The sequence below is a fragment of the Luteimonas flava genome (assembly GCF_036584485.1).
Lineage (GTDB): Bacteria > Pseudomonadota > Gammaproteobacteria > Xanthomonadales > Xanthomonadaceae > Luteimonas > Luteimonas flava.
Genome location: NZ_JAZHBM010000003.1, coordinates 628,925 through 646,448, shown reverse-complemented (window position 1 = coordinate 646,448; position 17,524 = coordinate 628,925). Strand labels below are relative to the sequence as shown.

General features: G+C 70.0%; 19 protein-coding genes. All 19 read left to right on the top strand.

Annotated features, from left to right (window positions below; genetic code table 11):
* Window positions 1-205 precede the first annotated feature (205 nt).
* The 19 genes from fliD to fliP all read left to right on the top strand — a co-directional run bounded on the left by fliD (window position 206) and on the right by fliP (window position 17,520).
* Window positions 206-1,534, top strand: a complete 1,329-nt coding sequence (gene fliD, locus V3391_RS15330) for a flagellar filament capping protein FliD (RefSeq protein WP_332079296.1) — start codon at window positions 206-208, stop codon at window positions 1,532-1,534.
* Between the two features lie 8 nt (window positions 1,535-1,542).
* Window positions 1,543-1,929: a flagellar export chaperone FliS gene (fliS, locus tag V3391_RS15325; RefSeq protein WP_425497272.1), complete on the top strand. Its 387-nt coding sequence runs from the start codon at window positions 1,543-1,545 to the stop codon at window positions 1,927-1,929.
* Between the two features lie 3 nt (window positions 1,930-1,932).
* On the top strand, window positions 1,933-2,241 hold the full coding sequence (locus tag V3391_RS15320; protein WP_332079295.1) for a hypothetical protein: 309 nt from the start codon (window positions 1,933-1,935) through the stop codon (window positions 2,239-2,241).
* Window positions 2,238-2,825: a PilZ domain-containing protein gene (locus V3391_RS15315; RefSeq protein WP_332079294.1), complete on the top strand. Its 588-nt coding sequence runs from the start codon at window positions 2,238-2,240 to the stop codon at window positions 2,823-2,825. The genes V3391_RS15320 and V3391_RS15315 overlap by 4 nt, the downstream gene beginning before the upstream one ends.
* Before the next feature lie 93 nt (window positions 2,826-2,918).
* Window positions 2,919-3,548: a response regulator transcription factor gene (locus V3391_RS15310; RefSeq protein WP_332079705.1), complete on the top strand. Its 630-nt coding sequence runs from the start codon at window positions 2,919-2,921 to the stop codon at window positions 3,546-3,548.
* 496 nt (window positions 3,549-4,044) lie between these two features.
* Window positions 4,045-5,445 carry an RNA polymerase factor sigma-54 gene (rpoN, locus tag V3391_RS15305; protein WP_332079293.1) on the top strand — a complete coding sequence of 467 codons (1,401 nt, stop codon included), beginning with the start codon at window positions 4,045-4,047 and terminating at the stop codon, window positions 5,443-5,445.
* The gene (locus V3391_RS15300; RefSeq protein ID WP_332079292.1) at window positions 5,445-6,944 is read left to right on the top strand and encodes a sigma-54 dependent transcriptional regulator; all 1,500 of its coding nucleotides are present in this window, start codon (window positions 5,445-5,447) and stop codon (window positions 6,942-6,944) included. The genes rpoN and V3391_RS15300 overlap by 1 nt, the downstream gene beginning before the upstream one ends.
* A 57-nt stretch (window positions 6,945-7,001) precedes the next feature.
* Window positions 7,002-7,364 carry a flagellar hook-basal body complex protein FliE gene (gene fliE / locus V3391_RS15295; RefSeq protein ID WP_232134100.1) on the top strand — a complete coding sequence of 121 codons (363 nt, stop codon included), beginning with the start codon at window positions 7,002-7,004 and terminating at the stop codon, window positions 7,362-7,364.
* Between the two features lie 66 nt (window positions 7,365-7,430).
* On the top strand, window positions 7,431-9,140 hold the full coding sequence (fliF, locus tag V3391_RS15290; RefSeq protein ID WP_332079291.1) for a flagellar basal-body MS-ring/collar protein FliF: 1,710 nt from the start codon (window positions 7,431-7,433) through the stop codon (window positions 9,138-9,140).
* A 13-nt stretch (window positions 9,141-9,153) separates the two neighbouring features.
* A complete protein-coding gene (gene fliG, locus V3391_RS15285) occupies window positions 9,154-10,140 on the top strand; it encodes a flagellar motor switch protein FliG (protein WP_332079704.1) in 987 nt (328 codons plus the stop codon).
* A 17-nt stretch (window positions 10,141-10,157) separates the two neighbouring features.
* Window positions 10,158-10,754, top strand: coding sequence for a FliH/SctL family protein (locus tag V3391_RS15280; protein WP_332079290.1), 597 nt, complete (start codon window positions 10,158-10,160; stop codon window positions 10,752-10,754).
* A 2-nt stretch (window positions 10,755-10,756) separates the two neighbouring features.
* The gene (gene fliI, locus V3391_RS15275) at window positions 10,757-12,193 is read left to right on the top strand and encodes a flagellar protein export ATPase FliI (protein ID WP_425497298.1); all 1,437 of its coding nucleotides are present in this window, start codon (window positions 10,757-10,759) and stop codon (window positions 12,191-12,193) included.
* A 5-nt stretch (window positions 12,194-12,198) separates the two neighbouring features.
* Window positions 12,199-12,645, top strand: coding sequence for a flagellar export protein FliJ (gene fliJ / locus V3391_RS15270; RefSeq protein ID WP_232134097.1), 447 nt, complete (start codon window positions 12,199-12,201; stop codon window positions 12,643-12,645).
* A complete protein-coding gene (locus V3391_RS15265) occupies window positions 12,642-13,958 on the top strand; it encodes a flagellar hook-length control protein FliK (protein WP_332079289.1) in 1,317 nt (438 codons plus the stop codon). The genes fliJ and V3391_RS15265 overlap by 4 nt, the downstream gene beginning before the upstream one ends.
* Window positions 13,959-14,251: 293 nt before the next feature.
* Window positions 14,252-14,749 carry a flagellar basal body-associated FliL family protein gene (locus V3391_RS15260; protein WP_332079287.1) on the top strand — a complete coding sequence of 166 codons (498 nt, stop codon included), beginning with the start codon at window positions 14,252-14,254 and terminating at the stop codon, window positions 14,747-14,749.
* Window positions 14,749-15,765, top strand: a complete 1,017-nt coding sequence (fliM, locus tag V3391_RS15255; RefSeq protein WP_425497271.1) for a flagellar motor switch protein FliM — start codon at window positions 14,749-14,751, stop codon at window positions 15,763-15,765. The genes V3391_RS15260 and fliM overlap by 1 nt, the downstream gene beginning before the upstream one ends.
* Window positions 15,762-16,094 carry a flagellar motor switch protein FliN gene (gene fliN, locus V3391_RS15250; RefSeq protein WP_232134092.1) on the top strand — a complete coding sequence of 111 codons (333 nt, stop codon included), beginning with the start codon at window positions 15,762-15,764 and terminating at the stop codon, window positions 16,092-16,094. Before fliM ends, fliN begins: the two co-directional genes overlap by 4 nt.
* 5 nt (window positions 16,095-16,099) lie before the next feature.
* Window positions 16,100-16,678, top strand: coding sequence for a flagellar biosynthetic protein FliO (fliO, locus tag V3391_RS15245; protein WP_332079285.1), 579 nt, complete (start codon window positions 16,100-16,102; stop codon window positions 16,676-16,678).
* A gap of 20 nt (window positions 16,679-16,698) precedes the next feature.
* The gene (gene fliP / locus V3391_RS15240; protein WP_425497297.1) at window positions 16,699-17,520 is read left to right on the top strand and encodes a flagellar type III secretion system pore protein FliP; all 822 of its coding nucleotides are present in this window, start codon (window positions 16,699-16,701) and stop codon (window positions 17,518-17,520) included.
* Window positions 17,521-17,524 lie beyond the last annotated feature (4 nt).

The window sequence follows — 17,524 nt, the reverse complement described above, 5'->3', positions numbered from 1 at the left end:
CAATACCGGGGCGTGGCACCTGCCACGCCCCGTTCCAGTGCGGCTTCGCAGGCGAGGCCGTACTGGAACGGGCACATACCGTCGATCGAACCCACCTGCCACTTGCCACTACAGGGCCCGACATGACCGCAGACTTCCCCATCGCCACGCAGCAGCCCGGTCGTCCGGCGTGCGCAGGCATGGCGCAGTCCAGGGCGGTGCACTGATGGCACTGGGCGTCGTGGGCTCGGGCATCGACCCGACGACGACCGCGAAGCAACTCGTGGCGTCGGAACGCGCACCGGCCGATGCGCGGTTCGCGAAGACCGAAACCAAGATCAAGGCCGAAGTGTCGGCGATCGGTTCGCTGCGCTCGGCGATGTCGAACCTGCAGTCCGCACTGCGCACGCTGTCGGGCACGCAAACGTCGATGGCGCGCACGGTCGGACTGTCGGCGAACACCGCGTTCGCGGCGACCGCTTCCGGCGGCGCACCGACCGGGCAGTACCAGGTCGAAGTGCTCGCGCTCGCCAGTGCGCAGAAGCAGTCGTCTGCCGCACTCGCCAGCGACAAGACCGTCGTCGGGACGGGCACGCTGGCGATCGGCGCCGGCGAGCACCAGTTCTCGATCGAGCTCGCCGACGGCAAGAACACGCTCGCCGACCTGCGCGATGCGATCAATACGGCCGCCGCCGGCAAGGGCGTGCAGGCCGCGATCATCACCGGCGACGACGGCGCACACCTGGTGCTGACCGCGCTCGACAGCGGCACGTCCAAGGCGATCACGCTCGACGCCAGTGGTGGCGACGGCGATCTGCAGGCACTCGTCTCCGGCATGTCGGAGATCGCGCCCGCGCAGGACGCACTGGTCAAGGTCGACGGCATCACGCGGACCAGTGCCTCGAACACCCTCACCGATCTCGTGCCCGGCGTCAGCTTCACGCTGAAGAAGGCGGCGCCCGGCGAGCCGGTACAGATGACGGTCTCCAACGATTCAGCCGCGCAGCTGTCAGGCGTCAAGGCCTTCGTCGAGAAGTTCAATGCCGCGTTGTATGCCGTCGCTTCTGCGACCAACTACAACGCGACGACCAAGGTCGCGGCCGCACTCAACGGCGATGCGATGGTGCGTGGCATGTCGCGCGAACTGCGCGACATGATCGGTGGCGACGTGATCGCGCTGAAGGAACTCGGCATCACCATCGGCAAGGACGGCACGCTGACCTTGAACGAAGCCAACTTCAATGCCGGCCTCGCCAAGGATCCCACGGCGGTCGGCACGATCTTCGGCGCCGGAGACGCGTCGCTGGGCACCCGGATGGGCACCAGCATGACCGCGATCCTCGACAGCAATGGCCCGCTCAAGACGCGCGACGAAAGCCTGACCCAACGCACCAAGGTATTGACCCAGCAGCGCGACGCGCTCGACCGGCGCATGTCGCTGGCCGAGGCGCGCTACAAGGCGCAGTTCATCGCGCTGGACACGCTGGTGACCAAGCTCCAGAGCAGCAGCAACTTCCTGACCCAGCAACTCTCGTCCTCGACGAGTGCCTCGTGAGAATGAACATGCACGCGCGCAATCTCGCCAACCAGTACAAGCAGACCGGCGCCGCCAGTGCGGCGCTCGACGCCAGCCCGCACCAGCTGATCGCGATCATGCTGTCGACCGCGCGCGAGCGCATCCGTCTGGCGCTGGCCTGCCTGGAACGTGGCGACGTGCCGCGCAAGGCGCATGCGATCACCGACGCCTGCGCGATCATCGGCGGCCTCAACAGCTCGCTGAATCTCGAAGCCGGCGGCGAGATCGCCGATGGCCTCTCGGCGCTGTACGACTACTGCCAGCGTCGCCTGCTCGAAGCCAACCTCAACAACGATGCCTCGCCGCTGCGCGAGATCGATGACATCCTCGGCGACATCGAAGGCGCCTGGCGCCAGATCGCACCCAAGGACTGAATGATGGCCGCCCAGCTGCCCGCGCTCGACCGTGTGCCCGACCTGCCGGTCGTGGATGTCCGCGCGGCGATCGCCGCCGAAGACTGGGACACCGCCGCGGCACTGCTCGACTCGCATCACGGCGAGATCGTGTTCGCGCTGGCCAAAGTCGATCTGAAGGTCGTCGCGCGTCAGCCCTGGCTGGATCTGCTGGCCGCGCACGGCGTATTGATCGAAGAACTGCGCGTCGCCCGCGACGCGGCTTCTGAAGAACTCGCGCGCCTGGGTCACGGGCGCCGCGGCGCCAACGCCTGGCTGCGGGCACTCGCATGAGCGCCGTCGATCTGCCGACGCTGACGCCGGAACAGGCCCACGAGGCACTGTTCGGCGACATCCTCACCCTGCACGAAACGCGCTCGGCGACCTTCCTGCCCGGCGCGCTGGACGACGCCAGCCGCGAGCGTCTGGCCCTGCAGGGCGAAGCCCTGCTGCGCGGCCTCGCGGTCATCGATGACGGCGCGCCGCGGGTCGACGATCCCGAACAGCCGGCCGATCCGGCCCTGTTGCGGCTCGAAGCCAAGCTCGACGTGCTGACCCTGCTGATGACCGGTTTCGCCGCCGCGCAGGGCGCGATCGATGCGCCGGTCGGCCTGGTGTGGTCGGCGCGGGGTGCCGAGGTGCAGGTACGCGGCGCGTTCGCGGTCGGCACCGAAGGCACGTTCCGCATGTCGGCCAGCGACTGGTTGCCGACGCCACTGATGGTGCCGGCGATGGTCATCGCCAGCGCCGCCGGTGACGGCGAGGTCACGCGCGTCTGGTTGCGCTTCGGACCGCTGTCGCCCTCGTTCTCCGATGCACTGGAACGCCACGTGTTCCGCATCCATCGCCGCGAGGTCGCGGAGATTCGCCGACGTTGATCGCACTCCGCACGTGATGTCCAGCCTGTCGCACGGTCCTGATCTTCGTTAAGGTACAGACCGGGGGACACAAGGAGTGGGGTCACGGACGTGATTCGGGTACTGATTTGCGACGACCATGCGCTGGTGCGCGCGGGCGTGCGCCGTCTGCTCGAGGCAATGGACGGCGTCGAAGTGGTGGGAGAGTCCGGCAACGCCGACGACGCGGTCATGCGCGCGCGTCAGACGCTGCCCGACATCGTGGTCCTCGACCTCTCGTTGAAGGGCCGCAGCGGCTTCGATGCGCTGGCCGAACTGCGGCTGGCGGTTCCCGAAAGCCAGGTCGTGATCCTGTCGATGCACGAGGACGTGCTGCACGTCCGCGAAGCGCTGTCGCGCGGCGCCCTGTGTTACGTGGTCAAGGACGCGCCGCCGGCGGAACTCGAGATCGCCCTGCGCGCCGCGTCCAACGGCCGTACTTTCCTCAGCCCGCAGGTGTCCGCGCCGCAGTTGCGCAGTTACCGCGCCGAGCGGGCGCCGGGCGATGTCGAAAGCCTGCCGCGCCGCCAGCGCGAAATCCTCAACGCACTCGGCGCTGGCCGCAGCACCAAGCAGATCGCCGCCGATCTGGCGATCAGCATCAAGACGGTGGAAACCCATCGCTCGCGGATGATGGAAGCGCTCGGGTGCCGGAATGCCGGCGAACTGCTGCGCATCGCGATGCGACATCACGACCGGCCCTGAGCGCACCGCAGCGCGCTCGCAGGATGGGCAGAGCGCAGCAAGGCCCATTGCGTGGCGCCAGATCGGTGGCGTCGGAAACGCGTCGTCACCATCCATCGTGTTGATCCACGCAAGTCGACGTTCCGGGCCGTCTTGAACGGTGTTTCGACGGGTGTCGCTGCGCGCGACCCGGCCTCCGAGCGGGGGCTGCGTAGGCCACCCCTACAACCGGATCCCGCGGCATGCGTCTTGCCAGAGGCGTCGGTCGGTCCGCACTCCACGCAAACGACGTCGAAAACCCGACTTGTGATCGCGATCACACGTGACGCGCCGCGTCATTCCGCGTCACTTCACATGGTTTTCACGTCATTTTCACGACACAAAGTCAGGGCGGCCCCTACACACCTACAGGTACGCCCTGAACAGGCGACAGGTTTGCCCCGATTCGTGCGCCGACATCCCGACTTCACGATATCTCCACTGGCTGACGGGGTGTCGGCCGAGGGGATTCGAAGTGATGAAGGGCACTCTTCGCGCCGGGATGGCGCAAGGCGTCAATCTGACGCCGCAACTCCTCCAGTCCATCCGCCTGCTGCAGCTGACCTCGCAGCAGCTGGCGACCGAACTCCAGCAGACCCTCGAGCGCAATCCGCTGCTCGAGCAGGACGAGCCGGAGCTGGACACCGAGACCCCCGAATCCGATATCGCCGGCTTCGAAGCCGCGGCCTGGGACGAACTGCCCGAGCCGGCTTTTCTGTCGGGCCTGGGCAGCAACGGCACCGCTGGCGGTTTCGATGACGACGCCACCGCGCGCATCGCCGATGGCGAGTCCACCGACATGCGCCAGCGCCTGCTCGCGCGCCTCGCGCTGGAATGGGCCGTCAAGGATCTGCCGCTGGCCGCGTTCTGGCTCGACCGCTGCGACGACAACGGCTATCTCGAGCAGTCGCTCGTCGAGCTGCTGGCCGAAGGCGAAACCGAATTCCCCGGTCGCGCCGACGACCTGTCCATCGCACGCCAGCGCCTGCTGCACGGCGAATGGCCGGGCATGGCCGCGAGCGACCCGACCGAATGCCTGTCCGCGCAGCTGCGCGTGCTCGCCCCCTCCGACGCCCGTTCGCTGGCGCTGCGCATCCTCGCCGACCACGTCGACCTGCTGGCCGCGCATGACGATGCCGCCCTCGCCGCCGCGCTGTCGGTCGAGGTGTCCGCGGTGCGCGATGCCGTCGCCCTGATCCTGTCGCTGCGCGCGCATCCGGTCGAAGCACCGGCGTCGGTCGAGGACAGAAACATCATTCCCGACGTCGTCACCTGGCACGCCGGTGGCGCCTGGCGCGTCGCGCTGGGCCGTCACACCACGCCGCGCGTGCGCATCAGCGCGCATTGCGAGCGGGCGCTGGCCGGCAGCGACCACAGTGTGCTGCGCGGCCTGCTCGACGAAGCCCGCTGGCTGGTCCGCGGCCTGGCGATGCGCAACGACACCCTGTTCCGCACCGCGCAGCTGCTGGTCGAGCGCCAGCGCGGCTTCCTCGAACAGGGCGACGAGGCGATCCTGCCGCTGACCCTGCGCGAAGTCGCCGATGCGATCGGCGTGCACGAGTCCACCGTCTCGCGCATCGTCGCCGGCAAGTACATCCAGACCCCGCGCGGCACGATCGAACTCAAGCGCCTGTTCGCGGTGCGCCTGGAAGGCGCCGACGTGTCGGGCAGCGCGGTCCGCGCGATGGTCAAGCGCCTGATCGACGACGAGCCGCGCCATGCGCCGCTGGCCGACGACGTCATCGCCGGCATCCTCGCCCGCCAGGGCGTGCGCATCGCCCGTCGCACCGTTGCCAAGTACCGCGACCAGCTGTCGATCGGTCCCGCCAAGGCCCGCCATTCCAACCGCCCCGCCGTCGCCCTGCAGGTCGCTGCCTGATGAACACCGCCCGCATCCTCGTGATCGAACAGGACATGGAGCGCGCCGAGCGCGTCGCCACGCTGCTCGAGTTCATGGAGTACACGCCGCGCATCGTCGCCGGCCTCGAGGACCTGGACCTGACCCGTGCGCGCGCCGAGGACTGGCTGGCCGTGGTCGTGGGCGACATCGACGCCGCCGAACTCGCCGGCTTCACCGCGTGGCTGTCGAAGCAGTCGCTGCATCCGCCGGTGCTGGAACTTCCCGGCCACGCGCCCGACGCCGCGTGGCGTTCGCGCCTGCACCGCCAGTCGGTGTGGTCGCTCGATTTTCCGCTGCGCCGCAGCCAGCTGCAGGACTGCCTGCAGCGCGCGGCGATCAACCACGCCGAAGCGCAGGCGCGCGCCGCGCGTCCGCAGAGCGGCCCGACCGGCCACAGCGCCGCGGCCGTCGCGCTCAACCGCATGATCGACCAGGTCGCGCCGCACGACACCACCGTGCTGATCCTGGGCGAATCCGGCACCGGCAAGGAAGTCGCCGCGCGCGCCGTGCACGAGCGCTCCGCCCGTCGCGAGAAGCCCTTCGTCGCCGTCAACTGCGGCGCCATTCCGGCCGATCTGCTGGAGAGCGAACTGTTCGGTCACGAGAAGGGCGCGTTCACCGGTGCGCTCACCCAGCGCAAGGGCCGCTTCGAGATGGCCGAAGGCGGCACGCTGCTGCTCGACGAGATCGGCGACATGAGCCTGCCGATGCAGGTCAAGCTGCTGCGCGTGCTACAGGAGCGTTGCTTCGAGCGCGTCGGCGGCACCGGCACCATCAAGTGCAACGTGCGCGTGATCGCCGCGACCCATCGCGATCTGGAATCGCGCATCGAGAACGGCCAGTTCCGCGAGGACCTGTTCTACCGCCTCAACGTGTTTCCGATCGAACTGCCGGCGCTGCGCGAACGCACCGAGGATCTGCCGGCGCTGATCGCGGCGATCTCACGCCAGCAGGCCGAACAGGGCCGCGGCCAGGTCACGCTGTCGGCCGATGCCGTCGCCACGCTGCAGAAGCACCGCTGGCCGGGCAACGTGCGCGAGCTGTCGAACCTGCTCGAGCGCCTGGCCGTGCTGCATCCGGCCGGCACCGTGCGCGCCATGGACCTGCCGCCGCGCTACCGCGCCGCGCTGCCCACCGGCGAACTGCTCGACGACGCACCGGTGCTGCGCCAGATCGCCGAACCGCAGACGCCGATCGCCCGTCTCGTCGCCGCGCCGCCGCCGGCACTGCCGACCGCGGGCGACGACCTGCCGAGCGCGTCGTTCGATGCGCTGCCCAGCGAAGGCATCGACCTGCGCGATCACATCGCCGCCATCGAACTGCAGCTGATCCGCGCCGCACTCGCGCAGGCCAACGGCGTCGTCGCACACGCCGCACCCTTGCTGGGCCTGCGTCGCACGACGCTGGTCGAGAAGCTGCGCAAGTACGGCATCGATCGCGAAGCCGACACCACCACGGCGGCTGCGGCAGGTTTCTGACGAGCCGCTGGCACGGGAATTGCCTGAACAGCTTAGAGCCGCTGCGAAGCCATCCCGATGACCGACGCCATTTCTTCGATCCTCAGCCAGATCCGTGCGCACGAAACCCGCGCGCGTGGCGATGTCGGCAACAGCAATGCGATCGACACCGGTCTCGGCAACGCCCAGCTGGGCCGCGTCGACAGCGGGACCAAGGCGCCGGGATTCGGTGAGCTGCTGTCGGGCGCGATCGACAAGGTCAGCCAGACCCAGGCCCACAGCAGTGCGATGCAGACCGCGTTCGAACTCGGCGATCCGCGCGCGGATCTCGCCCGCACGATGGTCGCGATGCAGCAGTCGTCGGTCGCGTTCCGCGCCACGGTCGAGGTCCGCAACCGCCTCGTCCAGTCCTACCAGGACGTCATGAACATGCCGGTGTAAGTGCGATACGCCTGACCGCTCCGCCCCGCTCTTCCACCTTCGTTTCCGACTGCCGAATCCTCGCCCATGAGCGCCGTCCCCGTTCCCAACTCAGGACTTCCGAAGGCCGCTGCCGCGCTGCGCGACCTCGGCCGTTTCCAGGACATTCCGGTCGTGCGCCAGGCGGGTCTGTTCCTGCTGGTCGCGGCGACGATCGCACTGGGCCTGTGGCTGTTCGTCTGGACCCAGAAGCCGGACTTCGTGATGGTCTCCGCCGGCCTCGACGCCAAGTCGACCAGCCAGGCCGCCGACACGCTGCGCAGCGCGCAGATTCCGGTGCGTCTCGACGCGGCGACCGGCGGCCTGTCGGTGCCCGCCGACCAGGCCGGTGCCGCGCGCATGGCGCTGGCCTCGGCCGGTCTGACCGCTGCCGGCCCGGCCGGTTTCGAATCGTTGCAGGGCGACCAGGGCTTCGGCACCAGCCAGTTCGTCGAGAACGCACGCTACCAGCACGCGATGGAGATCGAACTCGCACGCACCATTTCCAACCTGCGCCCGGTGCGCGAAGCGCGCGTGCATCTTGCGATTCCCAAGCCGTCCGCCTTCACCCGCCAGAACGAGCCGGCCAGCGCGTCGGTCGTGCTGCAGCTGCATTCGGGCCAGGCGCTGGAGCAGAGCCAGATCGACGCGGTCGAGCGCCTGGTCGCGTCCAGCGTGCCGGACCTCTCGCCCGAGCGCGTGACCGTGGTCGACCAGTTCGGCCGGCTGCTCTCCAGCCCGGATCCCGACAGCGCCGAGGCGATCACCGGCAAGCAGTTCGAACAGCAGCGCCGCCAGGAAGCGCTGTACGTGCAGCGCATCGTGGAACTGCTGGCGCCGATGACCGGCCCGGGCCGCGTCAGCGCCAAGGTCAGCGTGGACATGGACTTCGCGACCACCGAACAGGCCAGCGAAACCTACGGCCCGCAGGCGGCGATCGTACGCAGCGAGCAGCTGTCGGAAAGCGGCAACCTCGGCGCGGCCGCGCCCGCGCAGGGCGTTCCGGGCGCCGTCGCCAACACGCCCAACGCCGCCAACACCACCGATCCGGCGAACCCGCAGGCGCAGACCGCGCAGGCGACGGCCACCGGCCCGGGCAGCCGCAGCTCGACGCGCAACTACGAGATCGACCGCACCCTCACCCATACCCGCCAGGCCGTGCCGCGCATCCGTCGCGTCACCGCCGCGGTGCTGGTCGACAACGTCGCCGGCGCACCCGGCGCCGACGGTGCGGCCGGCGAAGCGCGTCCGCTCAACGAAGCCGAGATCACCCGCATCGAAACCCTGGTGCAGCAGGCGATCGGCTTCGATGCGCAGCGCGGCGATGCGGTGTCGGTGGTCAACGCACCGTTCGCCCGCGAGACGATCGAAACGCCGGCCGGCCCACCGATCTGGCAGGACCCGCAGATGCTGCAGATCGCGCGCATGGTGCTCGGCGGCCTCGCCGTGCTGCTGGTGATCGTGTTCGTGCTGCGTCCCGCCTTCCGCCAGCTGATCGGCACGCGGCAGCGCGCGGGCGGCAACGAACTCGTGCCCGCGGGCGCAGTCGCCGGCAGCAACAACCTCGGCACCGTGACCGCCGAAGTCGTCGACGACGACGACGTGCCGGTCAAGCTCTCGCCCGCCTATTCCCCGAAGCCGGCCCTGCCGCCGGCGCCGGGCTTCGACCAGAACCTGCAGACCGCGCGCGACGCGGCGAGCGCCGACCCCAAGCGCGTGGCCCAGGTCGTGCGCGAGATGGTGGCTTCCGATGGCTGATGCACCCGACTCCCTGAGCGGCACCCAGCGCGCCGCCGTCGTGCTGCTCTCGCTGGGCGAGGCGCAGGCCGCCGAAGTCCTGCGCCACATGGACGCCAAGGACGTGCAGAAACTCGGCGTGGCGATGGCGACCGTCGGCGACATCTCGCACCGCACCGTCGAGCGCGTGATCGGCGAGTTCGCCGACGTCATCACCCAACCGGCCAAGATCGGCGACGGCGCCGACGAATACGTGCGCGCGGTGCTGATGCAGGCACTCGGCGAAGAACGCGCCAGCGGCGTCATCGACCGCATCCTGACCGGCCAGAACACGCCCGGCCTCGACGCGCTGAAGTGGATGGAACCCAAAGCGATCGCCGATCTCGTGCGTCACGAGCATCCGCAGATCATCGCCATCGTGCTCGCGCATCTCGACGGCGACCAGGGCGCCGAAGTGCTCAAGTGCCTGCCCGAAGCGCTGCGCGGCGACGTGCTGATGCGCGTGGCCACGCTCGACACCATTCCCGCGCACGCACTCACCGAACTCAACGACGTGATGGCGCGCCAGTTCTCCGGCACCCAGACCGCGAAGCCCGCGGTCGTCGGCGGCGCCAAGGTCGCGGCCAGCATTCTCAACTTCATGGACGCGGGCAGCGACGAAGCGCTGCTGCAGTCGATCAGCGAGGCCGACGGCGCGCTGGGCGACGAGATCCGCGATCTGATGTTCACCTTCGACAATCTGGCGACGATGGAAGACCGCACGATGCAGGCGATCCTGCGCGAGGTGTCGTCCGACACGCTGGCGCTCGCGCTGCGCGGCGCCGATCCGCGCGTGCGCACCAAGGTCACCGGCAACATGTCGCAGCGTGCGGCCGAGATCCTGATCGACGACATGGAGTCGCGCGGCCCGGTGCGCCTGGCCGAAGTGGAAGCCGCGCAGAAGGAAATCCTCGCGCAGGTGCGCAAGATGGCCGAGTCCGGTGACATCACGCTGCAGACCCGTTCGGAGGACTTCGTCTGAACGCCGTCGCGATCAACATGGACAACGCCGAGCGCTGGATCGCGCCGGGCTTCGGCGAAGCGCCGCGCGCCGTGCCGCGCGCCGCCGACGTGCCGCGCCCGCCGACCGCCGCCGAGATCGAAGCGCTGCGCGAAGCCGCGCAGCAGGACGGCCACGCCGCCGGTTATGCCGCCGGTCTCGCTGCGGGCGAAGCGGAAATCCAACGCCGCATCGCGCAGCTGCAGGGCGTGCTCGACGGCTTCACCCGTCCGCTCGCGCGGCTGGACGGCGAAGTCACCGATGCGCTGTCGGACCTCGCCGTGCGCATCGCCGGCGCGCTGGTCGGTCGCGCCTATGCCGCCGATCCCACCCTGCTCGCCGATCTGGTGCGCGAAGCGCTCGACGCGGTCGGCAGCGCCACGCGCGAGATCGAACTGCGTCTGCAGCCCGATGACTTCAACGTGCTCGCGCCGCATCTGTCCGGTCTCGCCGGCGTGCGCGTGACGCCGGATCCGTCGCTCGGCCGCGGCGAACTGCGTCTGCACAGCGAAGGCGTGCGCATCGACGGCACCGTCGCTGCGCGCATGCAGGCGGTGCTCGACACGCTGCAGGCCGACGAAGGCGACGCGCCATGATGATGAGCCCGGCGATGCAGGCGACGGCGATCGCCGCGCACGACGACACGCTCGCCGGCTGGCACGGCGCGCGCAGTCTGCGCCTGGCCGAACGGCTGCGCGGCGCGGCGCCCGATGTCGAACATCGCGGCCTGGTGCGCGAAGGCGTGCTGCGTCGCGCGGTCGGGCTGACGCTCGAAGCCTCCGGTTGCACGGCGCCGCTGGGTTCGCGCTGCCGCGTCGCCACGTCCGGCGACCGCTGGGTCGATACCGAAGTCGTCGGTTTCTCCGGCGACCGCACCTTCCTGATGCCCACCGGCGATCTGCAGGGCCTGCTGCCGAATGCGCGCGTGCTCAGCACGCGGCGCAAGGGCGAGGTCGCGGTCGGCGAAGGCCTGCTCGGCCGCGTCATCGACAACGATGGCGAACCGCTGGACGGCAAGGGTCCGATCCGCGCCGAGAGCTACGTGTCGCTCGCCGGCACGCCGATCAATCCGCTGTCGCGCCAGCCGATCGAGGAGTCGCTCGACGTCGGCGTGCGCGCGATCAACGCGATGCTGCCGATCGGTCGCGGCCAGCGCGTCGGCCTGTTCGCCGGCTCGGGCGTCGGTAAATCCACGCTGCTGGGCATGATGACCCGCTTCACCCAGGCCGACGTCATCGTCGTCGGCCTGATCGGCGAACGTGGCCGCGAAGTGCGCGATTTCGTCGAGGCCACACTCGGCGAGGAAGGCCTGCGCCGCGCCGTCGTCGTCGCCGCACCCGCCGACCGGCCGCCGCTCGCGCGCCTGCACGGTGCGTTGCGCGCGACCGCGATCGCCGAGTGGTATCGCGACCAGGGTCTCGACGTGCTGCTGCTGATGGATTCGCTGACGCGATTCGCCCAGGCGCAGCGTGAGATCGGCCTGTCGGTCGGCGAGCCGCCGACCACGCGCGGCTATCCGCCGAGCGTGTTCGCCAAGTTGCCTGCCCTCGTCGAACGCGCCGGCATGGGCGCCGATGGGCACGGTTCGATCACCGCGTTCTACACAGTGCTCACCGAGGGCGACGACCAGCAGGAACCGATCGCCGACGCCTCGCGCGCGATCCTCGACGGCCACATCGTGCTGACGCGTCGCATCGCCGAGTCCGGCCAGTACCCGGCGATCGACATCGAACAATCGGTCAGCCGCGTGATGCAGGACATCACCGACGCACCGTGGCGCGAGCGCATCCGCAAGCTCAAGCGCCTGATGGCGGCGCACGGCGCGCAGCGCGATCTCATTGCGATCGGTGCCTACCAGCGCGGCAGCGATCCGGTCGTCGACGAAGCCCTGCAGCGCTGGCCCGCGATCCAGCATTTCCTCGGCCAGGACGTGCGCGAGTCCGCCGACGTGCCGGCCAGCCGCGACGCACTCGCGCGCCTGCTCGACGACGCCGCCGGTCAACCCTTTCCGCTCAACCCGACCCACGGGACCTGATCACCATGCGTTCGCAACGACTCGACCCGCTGATCAAGGTGGTGCAACAGCGCCAGGACGAGGCCGCGCGCCGCGTCGCCGAGCGCGAGAAAGTGGTGCGCGAGCAGCAGGACCGTCTCGAAGCGCTGCGCCGCTACGCCGACGAATACGCCGCGTCGCCCGGCTCGGTCAGCATCTCGCCGGCACTGCTGGTCAACCGCATGGCGTTCCGCGAGAGGCTCAATGCCGCGGTCGTGCAACAGGCCGGCATCGTCGACCACAGCCGCCAGGTCAGTGACGTCGAACGCGCGCGCCTGATGCTCGCCAGCCGCGAAACGCTGGTGCTGGAAAAACTCGCCGACAGTTATCGCGCGCAGGAAGCCAAGGTCGAACAGGCCAAGGCCCAGCGCGAGCTCGACGAGATCGGCGGCCGCCGTCCGCGCAACGCCGCAACCGCGGAGGACGTGGCATGAACGGCTCGTCGCCCCTGCATCTCTTCGCCGCGACACCGGCGGTCGCCGCGACTGCAACGCCCGCACGTACCGGCGTCGCGCCGGACGCGATCGGCACCGATTTCGCACGCGTCGCGGCCGATCTCGCAGCCGCCCTGCAGATGGGCGGTGATGCGCCGACCACGCGCCCCGTTCCCGTCGACCCGAATGCCCCCATGAACCCGATGCTGACCGCCGGCGGCCCGTCGCCGCTCGTGCAACCCGGTGTGCCGACGACGCGACACGCGACGCCGATCGAAGCGCGGCTCGATACGCGTCTGGTCGTGCCGGCGGAGGGCGCGGCGATCGATCCCGCGTTGCGCACGTTGTCCGCCGACGCCGCCGCGCTGCTGCCGACACTGCCGGCGGCCGGCGAGCGCGACACCGCCGTCACCGCATCGCCCGACGACGCGCTGTCGCAGCAGATGTTCGCGCTGCTGTCGGGGCTCGCGCCGCCGACCGCGCCCGCTGCGCCGACGCCTGCAACCGACGCCGCCGATCTGCTCGCCGGTATGCGCACGCCCGCAGCCCCCGCACTGGTTCCGCTGCCCGCACAGGCAATGCCGGTCACGATCCCAGCGCCCGGCGCGATGCCCGATGCGGGCGCAGACGCAGCTGCAGGTGCGATCGACCTGGCGTCGCTGGTGTCCGAACTGCCGGCGATGCCGCGCGCGGCCGAAACCGCGGCCGTCGCTGCACCGATCGCCGCTGCGACGGCCGCGCAGATCGCGCTGGCCGCATCGCAGGAGGTCGATCGCGACGACGCCGTCGCGATCGAGGGTCTCGAGTCGCTGCCGCCCGGCGTGCCGCTCGCCGTGCACGGGTCGAGCCGCGGCCCGAGCGCGCCGTCGACGGTGATGCCGCCGGTGCAGATGCCCGCCGATCCCGACGCCGGTTTCGACGACGCCCTCGGCGCCCGCGTGGCCTGGGCCGCGGAGCAGAAACTCGGCCATGCCGAAATCCGCCTCAATCCCGAGCACCTGGGCCGCATCGATCTGAAGATCCAGCTCGACGGCACCCGCGTGTCGGCCGAATTCGCCAGTGCCAACGCCGATGTGCGCCACGCGCTGGAAGCCACGCTGCCGAAACTGCGCGAGATGCTCGGTCAACATGGCCTGCAGCTGGGCCAGGCCGATGTCGGCCAGCGGCAGCAGAACGCACCGCAGTCGCAGGGGCAGACTGCCTCGGGCTTCGGCGGTACCGGCTTCGGCGATGAGGGCGCGAGCGCGAACGTCGCGACATCGACGCCTGCGCCGGTGCTGCAGAATCGCGGGCTGCTGGACGAGTACGCCTGAGACGTATCGCCCGATGCGTGATCGCACGGACTGACGATTTGCCCCCACCCAACCCTCCCCCGCATCGCGGGGGAGGGCTCGCGTTTCCTGTGATCGCAGACGGCAACCCCTTCCCCCGCTTGCGGGGGAAGGTGGGGATAGGGGCAATCAATCGGATCGCGGGTCGCTGATCCGGGCGAGATCTGCGACAGACGTCATTCCTGTCGACTTTCCGGCACAGGCCTCGACACCCCATCGCCAACACCCCGGCACACGCCTTGCATCCGGTGGGTATCCATCCCCGGAGTCGCCCCGTGTCCGCTGCCCCTGCCCAACCGTCCGCCCCCAAGAAGAAGAGCAAGCTGCCGCTGATCATCGGCGCGGTCGTGCTGCTGGCCGGTGGCGCCGGCGGTGGCTGGTGGTGGACCCAGCACAACGCGCCGGCGCATGCGCCCGAAGGCGAGGCGGCGGCTGCGGCGACCCCGGCCAAGGCCGCGGCGACCTACTTCGCGCTCGATCCCTCCTTCGTCGTCAATCTCGCCGATGCCGACGCCACGCGCTTCCTGCAGGCCGACGTGCAAGTGATGACGCGCGATGCCAAGACGCACGCGGCCATCGAGGCGCAGGCGCCGGCGATCCGCAACCGTCTGCTGCTGCTGTTCGGCCAGCAGACCGCCGCGCAGCTCGGCCAGCGCAGCGGCAAGGAACGCCTGCAGGAGCAGGGCCTGGCCGAAGTGCGCAAGCTGCTGCGCGAGGAAGGCCAGCCGGACAAGGCCGAGGCCGTCATCTTCACCAGTCTGGTCGTGCAGTGATGAGCAACGAGCTGCTGTCGCAGGACGAGATCGACGCGCTGCTGCACGGCGTCGACAGCGGCGCGGTGGGCACCGACGCGCCCGCCGCGCCGGGCGAAGTGCGCCCCTACGATTTCGCCCGCCAGGGCCGCGTGGTGCGGGGCCGCCTGCCGGGCCTGGACGCGGTCAACGAACGCTTCGCGCTGGCCTTCAAGGTCGGCCTGTTCAACCTGCTGCGGCGCTCGTGCGAACTCACGATCCGCGGCGTCGACGTGGTGCGCTTCGACGAGTACATGCACTCGCTGCCGCAGCCGGCGAACCTCAACGTGATCCAGGCGCGGCCGCTGCGCGGCAACGCGCTGGTGGTGTTCGAGCCGCGGCTGGTGTTCACCGTGGTCGACAACTTCTTCGGCGGCGGCGGGCGCTTCCCGGCCAAGGTCGCCGAGCGCGAGTTCACGCCGACCGAGCAGCGCATCGTGCAGCTGATGCTGCGCCAGGTGTTCGCCGACATGACGACCGCCTGGCTGCCCGTGCAGGCGCTGGAATTCGCCCACACCGCCACCGAGAGCAATCCGCTGCAGGTCGAACTGATCGATCCGCGTGACCACATCGTCATCAGCCGTTTCAGCATCGCGCTCGACGGCGGCGGCGGCGATCTGCACGTCGCCCTGCCCTACAAGATGCTCGAACCACTGCGCGACCACCTCGAGGCCACCGGTCCGCGTCGCCAGCGCAGCGATTCCGACGAGACCTGGGCGCGGCACCTGCGCGCGGGCGTCGAAGCCGCCGCGCTGGAGTGCAGCGTGTCGCTGGCGCACCGCCAGATCAGCCTGCGTGAGCTGTCGCGACTGAAAGTCGGCGACGTGATCCCGATCGAGCTGGCACGCCCCGTGCAGATGGAGGTCGAGTCGACGCCGATGTTCGAAGGCGAGTTCGGCACCCACAACGGCTTCAACGCATTGAAGGTCACCCAGCTGAAGTTTCCGCAGGTGATCCCGTCCAACGATTCCCACGAGTTCCAGGCCGCGACCCCATGAGCACCGACACCGCCACCACCGCCGCGTTCGATCCGCTGACCGCCGAGGCCGCTGCCGCGCCCGCGGGCGATCTGAATCTCGACGTCATCCTCGACGTGCCGGTGCAGCTTTCGCTCGAGGTCGGCCGCACCCGCATGCCGATCCGCAACCTGCTGCAGCTCACCCCGGGCGCCGTGGTCGAACTGGAACGTGCGGCCGGCGAGCCGCTCGACGTCTACGTCAACGGCACGCTGATCGCGCACGGCGAAGTCGTCGTCGTCAACGACCGCTTCGGCGTGCGCCTGACCGACGTGGTCAGTCCGGCCGAGCGCATCAAGCGCCTGAAGTGACCGCGATGACCAGCACCCTCGCCGCCCACGCCACGCTCGCCGCGGCGCAGGCACCGGTCGCGATCGGCGGTGCGTCCGCAGCCGATGCGGCCGTCGAAACGCCCGCAGCACCCGCGACCGCATTCGGCGTCGATGCCTTCGTCGTCGACATGCCCGGCCCTGCCGCGCCCGCCGTCGCGCAGCCGCTCGGCCGTCCGTCGACGGAGAAGACCGCGCAGGTCGCGCTTCCCGGCAGCGCCACGTCCGCCGCCCCGGCCAGCAGCGCCGGCAGCATCGGTGGCGCGGTCCTTGCACTGGTCCTCGTCGTGGGCCTGATCGTGGCGCTGGGCTGGTTCGCCCGGCGCATGCCGGGCATCGGCGGCGCCAGCAATCCGGCGCTCCGCGTGCTCGGTTCGCTGTCGCTCGGCCCGCGCGAACGCGTGGTGGTGGTCGCCGTCGGCGACACCCAGTTGCTCGTGGGCACCGGCGCGACCGGCACCCGCGTGCTGCACACGCTCGACACGCCCCTGCCGGTGCCCGACGCGAAGCCGACGCCGGTCTTCGCCCAGGTGCTCGCCCAACAGTTCGGAAAGAAGAAGCCGTGACCAGCTGCTCCACGTTCCGCATCCGCATCGCCACGCTATTGCTCGCCGCGCTGCTGCCGTTCGCCGGCAGTGCGCTCGCGCAGACCGCGCCGTCGCCCGTGCCGGCACCGATCGCCGCGCCCGCGATTCCCGACAGCGGCGCGCCCGGCTTCGCCGATCTCGCCACGCAGTCGATGCCGGCGGTGACCGTCGGCCAGGTCGGCGGCGAGACCGTCAGCATGCCGCTGCAGGTGCTGGCGCTGATGACCGGCATCACCCTGCTGCCGGCCGCGCTGCTGGGCATGACCGCCTTCACCCGCATCATCATCGTGCTGGGCCTGCTGCGGCAGGCACTGGGCACCGGCCAGACGCCGAGCAACCAGGTGCTGCTGGCGCTGGCGCTGTTCCTCACCTTCATGGTGATGACGCCGGTGTTCGACGCCGCGTGGAGCGCGGGCATCGCGCCCTATCTCGACGGCACCCTGGATTTCCGCAGCGCCTGGGCCGCGGCCAGCGACCCGTTCCGCGGCTTCATGCTGGCGCAGGTGCGCGAAACCGATCTGATGACGTTCGCCGGCCTGTCCAACAGCGGCCCCTACGCGAGCCCGCAGGACGTTCCCTTCGGCGTACTCGCCGCGTCGTTCCTGACCAGCGAACTCAAGACCGCGTTCGAGATCGCGTTCCTGATCTTCATCCCGTTCGTGATCATCGATCTCGTCGTCGCCAGCGTGCTGATGTCGATGGGCATGATGATGATGTCGCCGATGCTGATCTCGGCCCCGTTCAAGATCCTGCTGTTCGTGCTGGTCGACGGCTGGGTGCTGGTCGTCGGCTCGCTCGCCGCCAGCTTCAACGCGGTCTGATGCC